Raw genomic sequence first — 18564 nt, 5'->3', positions numbered from 1 at the left:
CTTCCCATCCCGAACAGGACCGTGAAACAGCTCCACGCCGATGATAGTGCGGATTGCCCGTGTGAAAGTAGGTAATCGTCAGGCTCCTTATGCAGCAAGTCCAGAACCCCGGTGTCTCCGAAAGAGAGCCGGGGTTCTGGCGTTTGGGCGCGGGAAAATAGAAGGCTATCTGCTCGTTCACTGAACGACGCAGCAAAGCCACCTCACGGCCAGCTCGACTGGCCGCGGTGAGAATGTGGCAAGGGGCGCGCCGACGCAGTGCCGGCGCTGGGTTCAGTGCCTGCGGCGAACCCGGTCGAGCACGTGATGCTCGGCCAGCCAGTGATGCATCATGCCTTCGCCGTCGTGCTCTTTCCGGTAGGCGCGCGATTCGAAAATCGATAGCCCGAGCAGAACCAGCAGACCTACAGCAAGACCGATCAGACCCGCAATAGTTTCGGCATCCATGGCAGCCTCCTGTCGATTGCAGCCATGTCCGTATCTTAGAACAGTGTCGCAACGGAAAAAATAGCGAATTCAGCCGCTTCGCTACTGGCCGGGGCGCCGCTGGATCACCATTCAGAAAGGATTTGAGGCGATGTACCGTGTTTATCTGGCCCTTGCAATGGCCGCACTGCTCTCGGCGTGTGCCGACAACGCACCGACTCACCGCCACGGCACCCCGCCGCAGGATCCGCCCGACTACCACGGTGTGCCGACCGACGACCGACCGCCGATGATGATCGACAACCCGCCGCCTGCACAGTAAGAGCCGACGCCTGGCGCGAGCGCCGTCAGTGCAACTGCACAGCCACAGGTACGATCGCGCCGCTGATGCGCGGTAGCAACGGCGAGAGCGTCAGCCCGCGCGCGGCCATGAAGACGAGCAGAGCGATCCACAACCCATGATTGCCGAGCGGCCCGACCAGCGCCCATGACGCGCACAAAAACACAGCCAGCGACACCGCCATGGCTTGCATGAGTTCGCGTGTGCGCGTCGCGCCGATGAATACGCCGTCCAGCAAAAAGCCCCAGACGGAGATGAGCGGCGAAAGCGCGGCCCATGGGAGGAATGCCTGAGCAGCGGCACGCACGGCCGGCTGGTTGGTAAGCTTCTCGATGATCCAGGGGCCGCAGGCCCAATAAACGAACGAAAAACCGAAGGCACCCAGCGCTGCCCAGAACAGGTTGACCTTCACGGCCTGGCGGAACGCATCGCGATTACCCGCGCCGATCGCCGCGCCTACCAGCGCTTCGGCCACATGGGCGAACCCGTCGAGACCGTAGGCCATGAAGGTCTGGAAGTTGAGGAGCAGGGCGTTCGCGGCAAGGATCGCGTCGCCTTGCTTCGCGCCCAGATGCGCGAACCACCCAAACGAGCCCAGCAGGCAAAGCGTACGCAAAAAGATATCGCGATTGATCGCGACGAGGCGTTTGAGCGCTGCCGGCTCGAGTACAGTTTGTAACGCGAGCGGCGCGAGCCCGCGAGGACGAAGCCTCCACAGTACGCCGGCACCGAACACAAAACCGAGCGTATCGGCCGTAGCCGTCGCCGCACCGATCCCGGCGATGCCCCACTGAAGCCCGTACACATAGGCGAGCACCGCAACGACGTTCGTCAGATTGATAAAGATCTGCGAAAGCAGCGCAATGCGCACGCGCTGAGTGCCGAGCAGATATCCGAGCACGACGTAATTCGCCAAAGCGAAAGGCGCAGAGCCGATACGCGCAAGACAATAGACCCCAGCGTTGTGTTGCACGTCTGCGCTGCCGCCGATGGCCGCAAGCGTGTACCGGATCAAAGGCGATTGAATCAGCAGGATCGCGGCGCCAATAGCGAATGCCAGTAGCAGGGCGCGCACGACATTCGCGCGCAATGCGGGGAGGTCGCGCGCGCCGTAGGCTTGCGCGACGAGCCCCGTCGTCCCCATGCGCAGGAAGCCGAAACCCCAAAACACGAAGTTGAAGAACAGGCCGCCTAGCGCGACGCCGCCAAGATCGGCCGCGCTGCCGAGGTGGCCTGCTACTGCCGTGTCTACGGCGCCGAGGATCGGTTGCGTGAGATTGGCGAGGACGATGGGGAACGCGAGCGTCAGCACGCGTCGATGCCAGCCTCGCTGGTCAGGCAGGGCCTCAGCGCCGCTCAAGCGCGTTCCTGCACGCACACCCACGGCGAGACGACGACCGCCCACAACTCCGGCTTGCGCGCCGAGTAATCGGCTGCGGTTTCTGCCGGCATACGTGCGACGAGGCCCGAAGACAGCCATTGCATGACGACCGCCCTGTCGTCGTTGGCGATCGCCTCCGCCACGCTGACGAGGTCGAGGTCGCGCGCCACGCTCAGCAACTTGCCTTGCGCGAAGAAACGTTCGAGATCCTGCCAGTCGATCTTGGCGGTTTCGCCGAGCAGCTTGGCGTACGTCGAACTGGGGTTGGCGTCTTCGATAGTCATGGTGATTGGAAATTCGTTGCGGCAGATACTATAAACGATAGTCTGCCAGCAGACCGGTGGTCGGTTAGCGAACGCTGGATCCGCGGTATTAATCACATTAATAAGTTGATATCCATGCTCGCGGCGCCAAAACGTAGACAATAAGCCACATTAAATCAGCAAACATCTGATCTAAGCGTGCGGCGCATTTGTGTTTCAAATCTGTACGTCACATCGAATAAATGCATTGTTGCGTGCGTTTGCACACTAACGCCGGCTGCTTCGAAAATGCGAAAAGCGCCGTGCTTTAAACCGACGATCGAGGCTCGCAAAATCCCTCGACAGGACCCTGTTGTTCAGCCTGAACGTCCCGCCCAGCAAGCCTTTGCGCTGGCTGGTGACTTGTCGTTGCGTGTCATTGAAACATGCGATCTTACGAGCAGCCGCAGATGATTCGGCATCCTCATTCGGTGCTGAAAAGTGATGCGACACATAATCCGTGCGCCGTAGCACATTTTCGCGCTAATTAAGTGATTGCGCCGCCGGAAGCCCGTTGATAGATTGCGATTCGGCGCATGGTAAACCGGTCCTTTGCCGATATGCGCCAAACCCCCGTTAGCCCGGCGCCATGCCGGGCTTTTTTTCGTCCATTGATTTGGCTGGCCGTAGCGGCCTTTCTCAACGTGCGGGAAGTTCTCGAGTCGGATCGATCGAGCGCCCCTGGTACCGTAGCTCGAAATGCAGCATCACGCGATCGTTGTCGGTGCTGCCCATTTCCGCGATCTTCTGCCCTTGCGCGACGCTCTGACCTTCCTTCACGAACAATGCCTGATTGTGCGCATAGGCCGTCAGGTAATCGCCGTTGTGCTTGATGATCAGCAAGTTACCGTAGCCACGCAGACCATTACCGGCATAGACCACGGTGCCGGGCGCCGCGGCGACGACGGGCGTGCCGGCCGCATTGGCGATGTCGATGCCTTTCGAGTTACGGCCGTCAAAGTTGCGGATGACCTGGCCGCTGGTCGGCCAGACGAGCGAAATCGACGGCGCAGCCGCCGCCGAAGGTGCGGATGAAGGCGCGGATGCGGTATCGGTTGTTTCGGCGCTCTCGCGCGGGGCAGTTGCTGCGCTACGCGGCGGCGCGGTGCGGGTGCTCGCTGTGCCGGCGGGCGGTTCGACGCGCAGGACCTGGCCGACTTCGATGGCGTCGGGGTTCGACAGATTGTTCCAGCGCACGATGTTCTGCACGGACTGGCGAGTGCTGCGCGCGATCTTGTACACGGTGTCGCCGCGTTCGACGCGATAAAAGCCGGGGCCGACCGGAGCCGATCCGCACGCCGCGAGCAGCGCAACGAGCGCTGCACATGCAATCCGTCTGATTCCTGGTGCCAACATTGAACCTCGCATGACCTTGCCTCGACGGACCACGGTCCGCCGCGCTGGCAAAACGCCTGATTTTAGCGGGTTTGCCAGCGCAACTGGGGTTTTGCCTGACGAATGACTGACGAAGTCGGCAGCATCCATACCGGCGCCGGCCCAGCACGGCGCCGCCGGTGCGCGCGATTAGCCGCCGAGCGCCTCGACGCCGATACGCAGCGTCGCCGTCTCCGTTTGACCCGGTGCGAGCCAGCGCAGGCCGAGGCCGTTGTGGATCGCGTCGGGCAGACCCAGCCAGGGTTCGACGCAGTAGAAGTCGGAGTCCGCGGCTTCCGTCCACGTCGTGACGGCGTACCAGGGAAGCGAGCCGGGCCGGTTCAGGTCGATCGTCACCGCGCGGCCGAGTCCTGGCGCCACGAGGTGCACCGGCGAGGCGGGCGGCGTTGGCTCGAGCACATGGAAGCGGTCGATGATGCTTGCGTCGTCGAGCCTGTATTGCGCTTTGCCGGGTTCGGGCGCACTGATCGAACCGTCCGCGAGCTGATGGCGGCGCTGGCTAGCCGGCAGGTCGAGCGTCGTCTGCGCGCGCTGGGCGTGGGGCAAGGCGAAGTAGAAGTGATGGCCCGCGTACCAGGGGAGCTGATTCGGGCCGGTATTAGTCGCGGCGAGCGTCACGTCGAGCGTATGCGCGTCGGCCAGCCGGTAGACCGCTTCGAAGCGAAAGGCGAACGGGTAGCCGGTGCGGGTGGCGTCGGAGTCGACGAGCGTCATCTGCAGGCCGTGCCCGTCGTCGTCGACTTGCGCCGCGAACGGCAGGTCGCGCGCGAAGCCGTGCATCGGCAGATCGCGGACGACGCCTTGAGCGTCGCGCCAACGCCCGATCTGGCCGTCGACACGATGGCGGCCAAGGAAGGGGAAGAGCAGCGGATTGCCGCCGCGCACACGTGCCGGCTCCGCCCAGTTCGCATTTTCCGGCCATACGATGACCGGCTGGCCGCCGACGTGCCACGAGAGCAAACGGCCGCCGGCCCACGGCGCGAAGCGCAGCGTCGAGGCACCGCGGCTGAGGGTGAGGATGTCCTGCTCTGGATGTGCGTTCATGGGCGGGCCTGGCGTGGGTGGAAGAAGGGTGGCGCGGATGCGCCGGACAGAGGCGGATTTTGCGCCGCTTTCTCATGCGTGAAAACCCTTGTCGGGAAAGCGTGGGTGTCGTTGGCGGACAAGAGTCAGCATAATCCGCATGACCGTGCGTTAGCGCACAGAGCATTTTCGCAGGAGACCTCCCCATGGACCTCGCAATGGCAATGAGCATGGCTCTGTTCAGCCTCTTTGTCGGTAGCAGCGCCTATTTCTTCTACAAGATGGCGCGCTGATCGCGCCGCGTTCCGTCCCCCTCGACCGGATTCCCGAGAGCGCGACACGCAGTTTCGCGCCAGGATCCCTGCATCCGCAGCCAACTTTGTTGCGACGCAGTAACTTTTCTGACAAATCCATCTCCAAGCTTGGCGCTGCAATACGGCCCAGGCATAATCGGTGCGCTTTGCCGCACCGGCTCCGCAACGGTCCGGCCCCTTACACCACCATTACGAGGATCCGCGCGTGAGTCTCTGGTTTCTATTCTTCCTGAGCGTGTTGCAAGGCGTCACCGAACTGTTCCCCGTGAGCAGCCTCGGCCATACACTGCTCGTGCCGGCACTGTTCGGCATGCACATCGACAAGCACGCGCCGCAATTGCTGCCGTTCCTCGTCGCATTGCACCTGGGGACCGCAGTTGCGCTGCTCTGGTATTTCCGCGAGCGCTGGGTCGCGTTGATCAGGGGCTTCTTTGCCTCGCTGGGCGGTCGCAAGAACGACGACGGGCACATGATGTGGGCGCTCATCATCGGTACGATTCCGACGGGTATCGTCGGCCTCGTGCTCGAAAAGCGCATCGAAGCCATCTTTCACGATCTGCGCATCGTCGCGGCTGCGTTGATGGTCAATGGCGTGCTGCTCTGGTTCGGCGATCGCCTCCAGCGTGCCCGTGCGCATCGTCCGCCGGAGAAACTCACGTTCCGCCAGGCCTTTCTCGTCGGCCTCGCGCAGATCGGCGCGCTCATTCCCGGCTTTTCACGCAGCGGCCTCACGATGATCGCCGGCAATGCAGCGGGCCTCACGGCAGAAAAGGCTGCGGAGTTCTCGTTCCTGCTCGGCACGCCGATCATCTTCGCGGCTGGCGTGCTCGAACTGCCCAAGCTATTTCACGCGCGAGATCAGCTGATGACTGCGGTCGTTGGCGGCGTGCTCACGGGTATTGCGGCCTGGCTGAGCGTGAAGTTCCTGATGAGCTATTTCGAGGGACGCGGGCGCCTCGCATCGTTCGGTGCGTACTGCCTGATCGCGGGCGCGATTTTCCTTGGCTGGTTCGCGTTGCATCAGCAGCCGGTTTGATTTGGGCGCGAAGGCCCTTGGCAAGCGCGATGAGCGAGGCGCGACCGCGTGAGACGATCGCGGTATAATCCAGCCCCGTCTTCGCGAGGCCCGCTTGCGGCCTTGCGCACGTTCACGCGACAGTAGCTCAGCTGGATAGAGCATCGGCCTTCTAAGCCGAGGGTCGGGGGTTCGAGCCCCTCCTGTCGCGCCAGATCAAATAAACAAAAAGCCCGGCCTTCACTGCCGGGCTTTTTGCTTTTTCACACACCACGAATCCAGGCCGATTCAAACCCTCACGCCACGAGCCGCAACGGCACCGGCTCCTCGGCCGCCTGCGCGAGAAACACCATACGGCGGAACTCGTTCGGATTCGAAATGCCGGGAATCGGCGTAGCGATCAAGCCACCGCCGCCCACGACGAGCGAGCCATAGTCGAATATCCGGCCGATCAGGCTTTGCTCGATCCGCACGCTCTCTATCTTCGCTAGCGTCAACTCCACCGTGTGACGACGGACCGCACCGAACCTGGCCACCACGCGCTTGTTGGTCACGGCGAATTCTGTCGTCCACCAGGCGAGTAGCGACGCACCGAACAGTCCCAGCCCTGCGGCAAAAAAACTCACCGCTGCGAGCGGCGACGTCCCCATGGTGCCGACGAGCACGCCCCAAACCATGAGCAGAAGGCTGAATGTGATACGCGGCCCCATCGCCCAGAAGCAGGGGTGTCCCTCGCAGACGATCCTTTCGCCTGGTAAGAGAGTCGATTCGACGTATTTCACAATGACCTCCGTCAAGATTTGTGCAGTAATTAAGTTGTAAGGTAGTGCATCCTGCGGCGTAGGATCCGTGGTCAAACGTCGCGGCTCGACGCCCGGCGGACGCGCGGAGCGGGCAGGGGCGACGAATTCGCGGCGCAATAAAAAAGGGCAGCCCGAGGGCTGCCCTTCAAACCGGATGAGTAACATCCGGCAATCGATGGTCCGATGGCTTGTCGCGCTTAGAGCTTGACGTCCAGTGCGTTGGTCAGATCGCCCATCGGCTGGGCGCCGTTGCTCTTGAGTGCGGCGTCGCGGTTGGCAAGCCCCGGCAGCGTGGGCAGCGAGAAGCGGCGCGTGATGAGGCGCAGGATCGAGGTCGTGTCGTACTGCGTGTGGTCGACGTAGCCCTTCTTCGCGTACGGCGAGATGACGAGCGCCGGAATGCGCGAGCCCGGACCCCAGCGGTCACCCTTGGGCGGCGCAACGTGATCCCAGAAGCCGCCGTTTTCGTCGTAGGTGACGACCACGACCATGTTGTTCCACTGCGGGCTCTTCTGCAGATGCGCGATGACGTCCGCGATGTGCTGGTCGCCGCTCGCCACGTCCGTGTAGCCCGCGTGCTCATTCAGGTTGCCCTGCGGCTTGTAGAACGCCACGGCAGGCAGCGCGCCTGCATCGATCGCCTTGATGAACTCGGTGCCGTCCATGCCGCCGTCGAGCAGGTGCTTCGCACGTGCGTCGGTGCCCGGCGCGTAGTTCGCGAAATAGTTGAACGGCTGGTGGTGCGGCTGGAAGTTCGGCGCCGTCATGTTCGCGCCGTAGATGACGCCCGACGTGCTGTTCTGCGCCGCGCTCACGGCCGCGCCCCACGCGCCGCCGTACCACGCCCACGTCACGCCCGCGTTCGAAAGCAGATCGCCGATGTTCTGCGCCGTTTGCGCGGGCAGTGTGGAGGCGTTCGACGGGTCGGCCAGGTTCGTGTCACCGCCCGAAGCCGCTGCGTTGCCGCTCGGCTGATACGGCGGCTGCATTGTGTTGACCGCATAGAAGTCCGGCGTCAGATTGCCCGACTTCACGAATTTCGGCGCGCCGTCGAGCGCCGACTTCGGCGAGTTCGATGCGAGCGTGAGCGAGACGCCGTCGGCGTCCACGGTCGAGATCGTCGGCTTGGCCGGGTTCGTGTCCGCGTTCGCGTAGTACGGCGTGCACGCGCAGATGAGCCACTGGTGATTCAGGAACGAGCCGCCGAACGCGCCCATGAAGAAGTTGTCGGCGAGCGTGTATTGCTGGGCGATCTTCCAGAGCGGGAGCTTTTCGGCGCTCGTCGTGTAATGCCCCATCACGAGACCGCCGGAGTCGCCGTAGGCCGCGAACATGTCGTTCTTGCCGCCGTGGATCTGCATCTGGTTCTCGTAAAAGCGGTGATACAGGTCGCGCGTCGTGACTGAGAGCGGCACGTTGTAGCCCTTCGCGTCGTCGATGGCGAACGGCGCATTCGGCATGTTCTCCGTCATCGCCGCGGTCACGACGGGCGTGACGCCCGTTTGCGTGAGACCGTTCCAGACGGTCGGCAGCGTGGCCAGCACGGAGCCGTCGCGATCGAGCTGCTGCGCGCTTTGCGCGCTCACGTTCTGCAGGCCGTTGGCGTTCGGGAAGCTGCCGTACAGGTTGTCGAAGCTGCGGTTTTCCGCGTAGATCACGACGATATTCTTCACCGACGAAAGGCCGGGCTTGCTGCTGTCGTTGCCGCCGCAAGCCGCGACGGCCAATACCGACGCCGCTATCGCGATCGGCGTGGCATAGAACCATTTTCTGTTGATCATTTTTCTCTCTCGCGTTGGGGGCCCGCATGGAGGCCGGCGCGAATGACACCGGCCTTCGGGCGAGGCGCAGTGTCGCAACGGAATTTGACAGCGATATGTAAAAAATTACATTTAGCTTTTTCGCGGCCTTTGTTTGCATGACATCTTACTTACGTCATGTCATTGGAGCGTCACATCGCCGACATACGCTTTCGCGACTTCGATGTGCGGCTGAGCGCATCGGTATTCGCACTGCAGCGGCGCGCCGCCACGCGCGCCGCGCTCAAGCTTCGGGGATCAGGCATGTTGCGTAGATTGGCGCGTCATTCGGCGCGAACGGAAGGTGAGACGCGGGCTCGAGCGCTCGGCGGCGCACGCCGCAACGCGGGCCTCCTCCTCGTGATGGCGGCGGGGCTGTCAATGCTGCTGACGGCATGCGACGGCAGCACGCCCGCTTCCGCAGACGCCGATACGACGACAGGTGCATCCGGCAGCGCCTCGCGTGCGAACGACGCCAATGCGAACGCACGCGCCGTACAGGGCGTGAAGCTCATGAAGATCGCGACGCCTGCACAAGGCGGCCAGACGCGTGCCGAGGTCTATGCGCAGGTGCGCCGCATGACGGCGCTCGGCAAGCAGATGTTCTTCGACCCATCGCTTTCGGGCTCGGGCAAGATGGCATGCGCGTCGTGCCACAGCCCGGACCACGCGTTCACGCCGCCCAACTCGCTCGACGTGCAGATCGGCGGCGCCGACATGCGACGCCAGGGCATGCGCGCCGTGCCGACGCTCAAGTATCTGCAGGCGGTGCCGGCGTTCGCCGAGCACTATCACGACTCCGATGACGAAGGCGATGAAAGCGTCGATGCCGGTCCGACTGGCGGCCTCACGTGGGATGGCCGCGTCGATCGGGGCTCGGACCAGGCGCGCATCCCGTTGCTCTCGACGTTCGAGATGGCGAGTTCGCCGAAGAAGGTCGCCGAAGCCGTGCGCGCGGCACCCTACGCAGGGGCGTTCAGGGAGGCCTTCGGCGCGCGCGTCCTTGCCGACGACGACGCGACTTTCAAGGCCGTACTGAAGTCACTGGAGACATTCGAGCAGTCACCCGAGGTGTTCTATCCGTACACGAGCAAGTACGACGCGTACCTGGCCGGCAAGGCCACGCTCAGCGCCGCCGAACTGCGCGGGCTGCAGCTTTTCAACGACGAGAAGAAAGGCAATTGCGCGAGCTGCCATATCAGCCAGCGTGCAAAGGACGGCTCGCCGCCACAGTTCAGCGACTTCGGGCTGATCGCCGTGGGCGTGCCGCGCAACCGCACACTTGCCGTGAATCGCGACCGCAAGTTTTTCGATCTCGGCGCATGCGGTCCGGAGCGCACGGACCTCGACCATCGCGCGGAATTTTGCGGGCTCTTCCGCACGCCGACGCTGCGCAACATAGCGCTCAAGAAGTCGTTCTTCCACAACGGCATCTACCATTCGCTGGAAGACGTGCTGCGTTTCTACGCACGGCGCGACACGAATCCGGAAGCGTTCTATCCGGTGGTGAAGGGCCGGGTGCAGAAGTTCGACGACTTGCCGCGACAGTATTGGGTGAATCTCAATACGGATCCGCCGTTCGATCGCAAGCCGGGCGACGAGCCGGTGTTCAGCGACGCCGAAATCAAGGATGTGATTGCGTTTCTCGACACGCTCACCGACGGCTGGCAGCCGGGCGCGCACTGAGCGTGGACTGGGCGCAGCGTCAGATGCCTGCGATCAACAGGCAGGCGCCGGTGAGCACGAGGAAGGACGCGAGCAAGCCGACCGTGCCGATGCGCACCGTGGCGTCCGGCCAGCGCGGCGCGTGCTCGGGATGGAGCGTGAAGTTCGGGCCGCGCGCCTGATGTTTCGGCGTGTGCGTGTAGTGCGCGACGAAAGACATCAAGCCGACGCAGATGAGGGCCAGCAGGACCGCAAAGACCCACAATGCGATGGCGTAGGTCATGTCAGATAAACCGCATGGGCTGTAAGTGGGCGAGGAAGCTATCGTATTGATCGGCCCTCTCCCTCACCATCGGATCAATCCGAAAAGGACTCGCCCGCCCGCGCCCGTTCGGCCTTGCTGAACGAGCCAAAAAAAGGGCGCGTGTTATGCTTTTCGTCGATGCTTTCAGTCCGCCGAGGAGAACACATAATGTCCAGAATGCCCCGAACCCTTCACTCGCTGAGCGCCCTGGGCGCGGCGCTCATTGTCGCCGTTGGCACGGGTAGCGCGCATGCCGCCAACCTGGGCTTCCTGAACAACACACCCATGTCGTTCATGACCCAGGCGGACTACAACTCGCTCCAGAACGCCGTGCGCGATGCCGTCGAGCACAAGGCCGATGGCGAGAGCGCGTCATGGTCGAACGAAGGCTCGCGCAACGGCACACGCATCACATCGACCATCACGCCGTCGAATACGCAAAAGGAAGGCGCCAAGACGTGCCGCGATACGGAGGTCGTCATCAACGCGAAGGGCCAGTCGATGACACTGCGTCCGCACTTCTGCCGCACGGGCGAAGGCGCCTGGGTTTTCCAGAAGCAGCACTGAGCGCGCGGTGAACGGCAAGATCGTTTCGTGCGGCATTGTGCTGCTCGATCCTGAAGGCCGCGTGCTGCTTGCGCACGCTACCGGCACGAATCACTGGGACATTCCGAAGGGGCAGGGCGACCCCGGCGAGACCGAATCGCAGAGCGCGTGCCGCGAGATGGTCGAGGAGACCGGCATCGAAATCGCGGCGTCGCGCCTCGTCGATCTCGGGCGCTACCTGTACCGGCGCGACAAGGATCTGCATCTCTTTGCCGCGCGCGCGAGTGCCGATGAGCTCGATCTTTCGCGTTGCGTTTGCGTATCGCTCTTTCCGCGACGCGAGGACGGCGTGATGATTCCGGAAATGGACGCGTGGCGCTGGACCGTACCCGTTGAAGTGGATCGCTACGCGAGCCGCAGTCTCGCGCGGCTCTTTAGCACGTCGCTCTCGCTCGCGGATCTGCATCGCAGACTTTGAGCCGCTCCCGCCAGCCGCCGCCAAAATGAAAAAAGCCCGCACGAATCCGAGCGGGCTTTCTGTTTGCCGGCAGGCGCGGCGCGAGCCTTACTTGCCCCAGCTGTCGCGCAAACCGACGATGCGGTTGAATACCGGCGCACCCGGCTTCGAATCGTAGCGGTCGGCGACGAAGTAGCCATGGCGCTCGAACTGATAGCGGTCTTCCGGCGCGGCGTCGCGTGCGCCCGGTTCCAGATACGCTTGCACCACGCGCTTCGAATCCGGATTGAGCGCTTCGAGGAAGTCGCGGCCGCCCGCGTCCGGCTGCTCTTCGCGGAACAGTCGATCGTAGAGGCGCACTTCCGCCGGGCACGCGTGCGCTGCGCTGACCCAGTGAATGTTGCCCTTGACCTTGTAGTTGTTCGCGCCTTCCGTGCCCGACTTGCTGTCCGGGAAGTAGTTGCAGTGCACGGCGATCACGTTGCCGTTCTCGTCCTTGTCCGCGCCCGTGCATTCGATCACGAAGCCATAGCGCAGACGCACCTTGTTGCCCGGGAACAGGCGGAAATAGCCCTTCGGCGGCGTTTCGTTGAAGTCTTCGCGCTCGATCCACAACTCGCGCGAGATCGGGAACGTGCGCAGGCCGCGCTCCGGATGATGCGGATGCACGGGGGCCGTGCAGTCTTCGCTCTGGCCTTCCGGATAGTTGTCGATGATGAGCTTGAGCGGGTCGAGCACGGCGGCGGTGCGCGGCGCCTTGTCGTCGAGGTCGTCGCGCAGCGCGCCTTCGAACACGCTCATGTCGATCCACGAATCGACCTTCGTCACGCCGATGCGCTCGCAGAACAGCTGGATCGCTTCGGGCGTGAAGCCGCGGCGGCGCACGCCGACGATGGTCGGCATACGCGGGTCGTCCCAGCCTTCCACGTGGCCTTCGGTCACCAGTTGCAGCAGCTTGCGCTTGCTCGTGATCGCGTAGGTGAGGTTCAGGCGCGAAAACTCGATTTGCTGCGGCAGCGGGCGCGTGAACACGCCGGCGTCGGCCAGTTCATTGAGAACCCAGTCATACAGCGGGCGATGGTCTTCGAACTCGAGCGTGCACAGCGAATGTGTGATGTTTTCCAGCGCGTCCGAAATGCAGTGCGTGTAGTCGTACATCGGGTACACGCACCACTTGTCGCCGGTGCGGTAGTGATGCGCGAAGCGGATGCGGTAGATCACCGGATCGCGCATATTGAAGTTCGGCGACGCCATGTCGATCTTCGCGCGCAGCACATGGGCGCCTTCCTCGAATTCGCCCGCCTTCATGCGGCGGAAGAGGTCGAGGTTTTCGTCGACGGAGCGATCGCGGAATGGCGAGTTCTTGCCGGCTTCGGTGGCGGAGCCGCGGTTCGCGCGCATCTCTTCCGGCGACTGGCTGTCCACGTACGCCTTGCCGCGCTGGATCAGCAGTTCGGCGAACTCGTAAAGCTTGTCGTAGTAGTCGCTCGCGTAGAAGAGGTATTCCTGATCTTCTTTCTTCCACTCGAAGCCGAGCCATTCGACGGCGTCGATGATCGAGTTGACGTATTCGACATCTTCCTTCTCCGGGTTCGTGTCGTCGAAGCGCAGGTGGCACACGCCCCCGTAGCTTTTCGCGACGCCGAAGTTCAGGCAGATGCTCTTCGCGTGGCCGATGTGAAGGTAGCCATTCGGCTCCGGCGGGAAGCGCGTTTCGACGCGCTGCGCCCACTTGCCCGAGCGGTTGTCGTCGTCGATGATGTTGCGGATGAAATTGGATGCCGCAGGCGCGTCCGTGCGGTCGGCGTCTTTACGTTCGGTATTCATGCGAAAAGGGAGTCGTTCGAGGGCGCCCGTCAAAAGGATCAAAGCGCGTAACTGGGCACCCGATGGTGTCTTCCATTCTACCTGACGCGACCCGCCGTGCCAGTCCCGGTGCCGGATCGTCGCGCGGACTACAACAAGCGAGGGGAAAAGGTGACGATGAGCGAAACGGCTGTGCTGGTGCTGCCGGGCTACATGGATTCGGGGCCGGGGCACTGGCAGACGCGCTGGGAAGCCGCGCACGCGGGCTTTGCACGGGTGCAGATGCCCGACTGGATGCACCCGGACTGCGAGGCGTGGTGCGCGGCGCTGGAGGCTGCCGTACAGGGCGCGCCCGCTGGCGTGCGCTTCGCCGCTCACAGCCTCGGCTGCCTGACCGTGGCGCACTGGGCCGCGCATCACGCGAGCGCGGCGACGCGCGCGAAGGTGGCCGGCGCGCTGCTGGTGGCGCTCCCCGATCCGCACGGTCCCGAATTTCCGCGCGACGCGCGGGGCTTCGATCCGGTTCCGCCGGCGGCGCTGCCGTTTGCGAGCGTCGTCGTCGCCAGCAGCGACGATCCGTATGGCGGCGTGGCGTTTTCGCAGCGCTGCGCGCAGGCGTGGGGCAGCCGCTGGATCGAGATCGGCGCGCGCGGGCACATCAATGCGGACAGCGGGCTCGACGACTGGCCGCAAGGGCTGGCGTGGCTGATGTCGATGGGGAAAGAGGGCGGCTGAGCGGCCGCCCCGGGGGCCTTGCGGTTACACCACGCCCTTGCCGCGCAGCGCCGCCACTTGTTCCTCGCCGTAGCCGAGCACTTCGCGCAGTACCGCATCGGTATGCTCGCCGAGCGTGGGCGGATGGCTCGCCACGCGCGGCGGCGTTTCGCTCATGCGGATAGGGTTGCCCACCAGCCGCGCCGTGCCGCCCGAAGGGTGGGGCACGTCCACCTGCAGCCCGCGCGCGATCACCTGCTCGTTCTCGAACACTTCCGCGAGGTTGTTGATCGGCCCGCACGGCACGCCTGCCGCTTCGAGCGCGCCGATCCAGTCGGCTTTCGTGCGCGTGCGGATCAGCTCGGCGACGATCGGCACGAGCGTGTCGCGATGGCGCACGCGCGCCGGATTGGTCGCGAAGCGCTCGTCGTCGGCCAGCGCGGGCTGGCCCGCCACCTCGACGAACTTGCGGAACTGCCCGTCGTTGCCGACGGCGAGGATGATCCAGCTATCGGCCGTCTGGAAGGCCTGATAGGGCACGATGTTGGGATGCGCGTTGCCCCAGCGCGCGGGCGGATTGCCGCTCGCCAGGTAGTTCGAATTCATGTTCGCGAGCATCGCGACCTGCACGTCGAGCAGCGCCATGTCGATGTACTGGCCCACGCCCGTGCGGTCGCGGTGCGCGAGCGCCGTGAGCACGGCAATGGTCGAATACATGCCGGTCATGAGGTCGGCGATCGCGACGCCGGCCTTTTGCGGGCCGCCGCCCGGCAGCGCGTCACGCTCGCCGGTGATGCTCATGAAGCCGCCCATGCCCTGCACGATGAAGTCGTAGCCCGCGCGCGAGGCGTAGGGCCCGGTCTGGCCGAAGCCGGTGACCGAGCAGTAGACAAGGTCGGGCTTGACCTCGCGTAGCGACGCGTAGTCGAGGCCGTATTTCTTCAACTGGCCCGCCTTGTAGTTCTCCAGCACGACATCGCTTTGTGCAGCCAGCTCGCGCACGATGCGCTGCCCCTCGGGCGTGGCGATATCCACCGTGACCGAGCGCTTGTTGCGGTTCGCGGCGAGGTAGTAGGCGGCCTCGGCGGTGTCCGCGCCATCGGGCGTCTTCAGGTACGGAGGGCCCCAGTGGCGGGTGTCGTCGCCGGCGCCGGGGCGCTCCACCTTGATCACGTCGGCGCCGAAGTCGGCGAGAGTCTGTGCACACCACGGTCCGGCAAGGACGCGGGTGAGATCGAGTACGCGGATATGGCTGAGTGCGCCCATGCTGTGTCTTCCAATGTCGTTCTAAGGCGGGCCGCGAGCGCGCGTGGTGCGCTGGCCGATGCCGCCCATAGTAAGCGAAAAGGCGCGGCATACGCCAATATTCGGTACAAAGTTCCGCACTGCGGAACAAAATCGATCGACGCATCGTGCTGCCTCGGGCCCTGTCGCGCCCATGCAAACCACGCCGGACGCGCCGCCGCGAGCGCGCGACGATCCCGTATAATCGTCCGATTCAGCACCGGGGTTTTCGCGAGTAATGTGGGCTCCGGGCGCGACCACGACAAAGATTCAGCACCGTACGCCCCAGGAAGGACCCAACGCACGCCATGAAAGCCGCCGACATCCGCGAGAAATTCCTCAAGTTCTTCGAATCGAAGGGCCACACGATCGTGCGCTCGTCGAGCCTCGTGCCGGGCAACGACCCCACACTGCTCTTCACCAACTCGGGCATGGTGCAGTTCAAGGACGTGTTCCTCGGCACCGAAAAGCGCCCGTACTCGCGCGCCACGACCGCGCAGCGCAGCGTGCGCGCAGGCGGCAAGCACAACGACCTCGAGAACGTCGGCTACACGGCGCGTCACCACACGTTCTTCGAGATGCTCGGCAACTTCTCGTTCGGCGACTACTTCAAGCGCGACGCGATCCACTACTGCTGGGAGCTGCTGACCAAGGTCTACGCGCTGCCGGCGGACAAGCTCACGGTCACCGTGTACAAGGAAGACGACGAAGCCTTCGACATCTGGGCGAAGGAAATCGGCGTGCCGGTGGAGCGCATCATCCGCATCGGCGACAACAAGGGCGCGCGCTACGCCTCGGACAACTTCTGGCAGATGGCCGACACCGGCCCCTGCGGTCCGTGCTCGGAAGTGTTCTACGACCACGGCCCGGAAATCTGGGGCGGCCCCCCAGGATCGCCTGAAGAAGACGGCGACCGCTTCATCGAGATCTGGAATCTCGTGTTCATGCAGTTCAACCGCGATGCCCAGGGCAACATGACGCCGCTGCCCAAGCAGTGCGTCGACACGGGTATGGGCCTCGAACGTCTCGCCGCGGTGCTGCAGCACGTGCACAGCAACTACGAGATCGACCTGTTCCAGAATCTCATCAAGGCGGCTTCGCGCGAAACGAACACGCCCGACCTCACGAACAACTCGCTGAAGGTCATTGCCGACCATATCCGCGCGTGCTCGTTCCTGATCGTCGACGGCGTGATTCCCGGCAACGAAGGCCGCGGCTACGTGCTGCGCCGTATCGTGCGCCGCGCGATCCGCCACGGCTACAAACTCGGCCAGAAGAGCGCGTTCTTCCACAAGCTGGTGGCGGATCTCGTCGCGGAAATGGGCGCTGCCTACCCGGAACTCGCCGAAGCGCAGCAGCGCGTGACGGACGTGCTGCGCCAGGAAGAAGAGCGCTTCTTCGAGACCATCGAGCACGGCATGTCGATTCTCGAAGCCGAACTCGCCGACCTCGAAGCCAAGGGCGGCAAGACGCTCTCGGGCGAACTCGCATTCAAGCTGCACGACACCTACGGCTTTCCGCTCGACCTCACGGCCGACGTTTGCCGCGAGCGCAACGTCACGGTCGACGAACCGGCGTTCGACGAAGCGATGGCGCGTCAGCGCGAGCAGGCGCGCGCGGCGGGCAAGTTCAAGATGACGCAGGGCCTCGAATACTCGGGCGCGAAGACGACGTTCCACGGCTACGAGGAAATCGCGTTCGACGACGCGAAGGTCGTCGCGCTCTATGTGGACGGCGCATCGGTCACCGAAGTGAAGACGGGCCAGGACGCCGTGGTCGTGCTCGACCACACGCCGTTCTACGCGGAATCGGGCGGCCAGGTGGGCGACCAGGGCGTGATCTCGAACGCGAGCATCCGTTTCGCCGTGGCCGACACGCTGAAGGTTCAAGCCGACGTGAGCGGTCACCACGGCACGTTGGAACAGGGCACGCTCAAGGTTGGCGACGTCGTGAAGGCGGAAATCGACGCGATCCTTCGCGCCCGCACGGCGCGCAACCACTCGGCCACGCACCTGATGCACAAGGCGCTGCGCGAAGTGCTCGGTTCGCACGTGCAGCAGAAGGGCTCGCTCGTCGATGCAGATAAAACCCGCTTCGACTTCGCGCACAATGCGCCGATGACGGACGACGAAATCCGCCGTGTCGAGCAGATCGTCAACGCGGAAGTGCTCGCGAACGCGCCCGGCATCGTGCGCGTGATGTCCTACGACGACGCAGTGAAGGGCGGCGCGATGGCGCTGTTCGGCGAGAAGTACGGCGACGAAGTGCGCGTGCTCGACCTCGGGTTCTCGCGCGAGCTGTGCGGCGGCACGCACGTCACGCGCAGCGGCGACATCGGCTTCTTCAAGATCGTGATGGAAGGCGGCGTGGCCGCGGGCATCCGCCGCGTGGAAGCGATCACGGGCGACAACGCCGTGCGCTTCGTGCAGGAGCTCGACGCGCGCGTGAATGCGGCAGCGGCGGCGCTCAAGGCGCAACCTTCGGAACTGACGCAGCGTATCGCGCAGGTGCAGGACCAGGTGAAGTCGCTCGAAAAGGAACTGGGCGCGCTGAAGTCGAAGCTCGCTTCGAGCCAGGGCGACGAACTCGTGGGGCAGGCCATCGAAGTGAACGGTGTGCACGTGCTGGCCGCAACGCTCGATGGCGCCGATTCGAAGACGCTGCGCGAGACCGTGGACAAGCTCAAGGACAAGCTCAAGAGCGCAGCCATCGTGCTGGCGGCTGTCGAGGGCGGCAAGGTCAGCCTGATCGCGGGCGTGACCGCCGAGGCGAGCAAGAAGGTCAAGGCCGGCGAGCTCGTGAACTTCGTTGCCCAGCAGGTCGGCGGCAAGGGCGGCGGCCGTCCCGACATGGCGCAGGCAGGCGGTACCGAGCCGGCCAATCTGCCGGCCGCGCTCGCGGGCGTGAAGGGCTGGGTCGAAGCGAAGCTGTAATAGGACGCGTCGCGGCGTGAACGCCGCTTTGCGACGAAGAAGGGCTGTCCGTGAGGG

General features: G+C 64.1%; 17 protein-coding genes and 1 tRNA gene. 8 read left to right on the top strand and 10 right to left on the bottom strand.

The genetic code is table 11. The annotated features are described in order from the left end of the window. Positions 1–273 precede the first annotated feature (273 nt). Positions 274–447 carry a hypothetical protein gene (locus AB4Y43_RS31420; RefSeq protein WP_165822956.1) on the bottom strand — a complete coding sequence of 58 codons (174 nt, stop codon included), beginning with the start codon at positions 445–447 and terminating at the stop codon, positions 274–276. 130 nt (positions 448–577) lie between these two features. Between AB4Y43_RS31420 and AB4Y43_RS31415 the strand changes: the two genes are divergently transcribed. After that, positions 578–748 carry a hypothetical protein gene (locus tag AB4Y43_RS31415; RefSeq protein WP_176732998.1) on the top strand — a complete coding sequence of 57 codons (171 nt, stop codon included), beginning with the start codon at positions 578–580 and terminating at the stop codon, positions 746–748. A 25-nt stretch (positions 749–773) separates the two neighbouring features. Here AB4Y43_RS31415 and AB4Y43_RS31410 read toward each other — a convergent pair whose 3' ends face one another. The 4 genes from AB4Y43_RS31410 to AB4Y43_RS31395 form a co-directional block, all read right to left on the bottom strand. Further along, positions 774–2126, bottom strand: coding sequence for an MATE family efflux transporter (locus AB4Y43_RS31410; protein ID WP_368682836.1), 1353 nt, complete (start codon positions 2124–2126; stop codon positions 774–776). After that, complete coding sequence (locus AB4Y43_RS31405) at positions 2123–2431, bottom strand: DUF2288 domain-containing protein (RefSeq protein ID WP_069268696.1); 309 nt, start codon at positions 2429–2431, stop codon at positions 2123–2125. Before AB4Y43_RS31405 ends, AB4Y43_RS31410 begins: the two co-directional genes overlap by 4 nt. Positions 2432–3088: 657 nt before the next feature. Then, positions 3089–3805: a peptidoglycan DD-metalloendopeptidase family protein gene (locus tag AB4Y43_RS31400; RefSeq protein ID WP_069268695.1), complete on the bottom strand. Its 717-nt coding sequence runs from the start codon at positions 3803–3805 to the stop codon at positions 3089–3091. A 168-nt stretch (positions 3806–3973) separates the two neighbouring features. After that, complete coding sequence (locus AB4Y43_RS31395; protein ID WP_368682837.1) at positions 3974–4888, bottom strand: aldose epimerase; 915 nt, start codon at positions 4886–4888, stop codon at positions 3974–3976. 498 nt (positions 4889–5386) lie between these two features. Between AB4Y43_RS31395 and AB4Y43_RS31390 the strand changes: the two genes are divergently transcribed. Both AB4Y43_RS31390 and AB4Y43_RS31385 read left to right on the top strand, forming a co-directional pair. After that, the gene (locus AB4Y43_RS31390; protein WP_069268693.1) at positions 5387–6217 is read left to right on the top strand and encodes an undecaprenyl-diphosphate phosphatase; all 831 of its coding nucleotides are present in this window, start codon (positions 5387–5389) and stop codon (positions 6215–6217) included. Between the two features lie 116 nt (positions 6218–6333). Beyond that, positions 6334–6410, top strand: a tRNA-Arg gene (locus AB4Y43_RS31385). A gap of 82 nt (positions 6411–6492) precedes the next feature. On the opposite strand, the gene AB4Y43_RS31380 is transcribed toward AB4Y43_RS31385, so the two are convergent. Both AB4Y43_RS31380 and AB4Y43_RS31375 read right to left on the bottom strand, forming a co-directional pair. Next, positions 6493–7164 (bottom strand): PH domain-containing protein, encoded by a 672-nt coding sequence (locus AB4Y43_RS31380; protein WP_368729559.1) that lies wholly within the window; start codon positions 7162–7164, stop codon positions 6493–6495. 32 nt (positions 7165–7196) lie between these two features. Next, on the bottom strand, positions 7197–8780 hold the full coding sequence (locus AB4Y43_RS31375) for an acid phosphatase (protein WP_368606147.1): 1584 nt from the start codon (positions 8778–8780) through the stop codon (positions 7197–7199). Positions 8781–9161: 381 nt separating this feature from the next. On the opposite strand from AB4Y43_RS31375, the gene AB4Y43_RS31370 reads away from it, so the two are divergent. Then, complete coding sequence (locus tag AB4Y43_RS31370; RefSeq protein ID WP_368729560.1) at positions 9162–10484, top strand: cytochrome-c peroxidase; 1323 nt, start codon at positions 9162–9164, stop codon at positions 10482–10484. A 19-nt stretch (positions 10485–10503) separates the two neighbouring features. Here AB4Y43_RS31370 and AB4Y43_RS31365 read toward each other — a convergent pair whose 3' ends face one another. Then, a complete protein-coding gene (locus tag AB4Y43_RS31365; protein ID WP_368729558.1) occupies positions 10504–10746 on the bottom strand; it encodes a hypothetical protein in 243 nt (80 codons plus the stop codon). Positions 10747–10935: 189 nt separating this feature from the next. Between AB4Y43_RS31365 and AB4Y43_RS31360 the strand changes: the two genes are divergently transcribed. Both AB4Y43_RS31360 and AB4Y43_RS31355 read left to right on the top strand, forming a co-directional pair. Continuing rightward, positions 10936–11334, top strand: a complete 399-nt coding sequence (locus AB4Y43_RS31360) for an RT0821/Lpp0805 family surface protein (RefSeq protein ID WP_069268691.1) — start codon at positions 10936–10938, stop codon at positions 11332–11334. Between the two features lie 7 nt (positions 11335–11341). After that, the gene (locus AB4Y43_RS31355; protein ID WP_069268690.1) at positions 11342–11791 is read left to right on the top strand and encodes an NUDIX domain-containing protein; all 450 of its coding nucleotides are present in this window, start codon (positions 11342–11344) and stop codon (positions 11789–11791) included. A gap of 87 nt (positions 11792–11878) precedes the next feature. Here the strand turns inward: AB4Y43_RS31355 and AB4Y43_RS31350 are convergent, their stop codons facing one another. Then, entirely contained in the window at positions 11879–13597 is a 1719-nt protein-coding gene (locus tag AB4Y43_RS31350; protein WP_069268689.1) for a glutamine--tRNA ligase/YqeY domain fusion protein, read from the bottom strand. Between the two features lie 156 nt (positions 13598–13753). On the opposite strand from AB4Y43_RS31350, the gene AB4Y43_RS31345 reads away from it, so the two are divergent. Next, on the top strand, positions 13754–14311 hold the full coding sequence (locus tag AB4Y43_RS31345; RefSeq protein ID WP_368617763.1) for an RBBP9/YdeN family alpha/beta hydrolase: 558 nt from the start codon (positions 13754–13756) through the stop codon (positions 14309–14311). A gap of 24 nt (positions 14312–14335) precedes the next feature. On the opposite strand, the gene AB4Y43_RS31340 is transcribed toward AB4Y43_RS31345, so the two are convergent. Then, complete coding sequence (locus AB4Y43_RS31340) at positions 14336–15556, bottom strand: CaiB/BaiF CoA transferase family protein (protein WP_368617762.1); 1221 nt, start codon at positions 15554–15556, stop codon at positions 14336–14338. A gap of 326 nt (positions 15557–15882) precedes the next feature. Between AB4Y43_RS31340 and alaS the strand changes: the two genes are divergently transcribed. Next, positions 15883–18507: an alanine--tRNA ligase gene (gene alaS, locus AB4Y43_RS31335; RefSeq protein ID WP_342945971.1), complete on the top strand. Its 2625-nt coding sequence runs from the start codon at positions 15883–15885 to the stop codon at positions 18505–18507. The last annotated feature ends 57 nt before the right edge of the window (positions 18508–18564 follow it).

Origin of the sequence: Paraburkholderia sp. BR10872 (genome assembly GCF_040965835.1) — a bacterium.
In the GTDB taxonomy this organism is placed as follows: domain Bacteria; phylum Pseudomonadota; class Gammaproteobacteria; order Burkholderiales; family Burkholderiaceae; genus Paraburkholderia; species Paraburkholderia nodosa_A.
The sequence above is the reverse complement of the archived record's forward strand: the minus strand, read 5'-3'. Positions and strand labels throughout refer to the sequence as shown.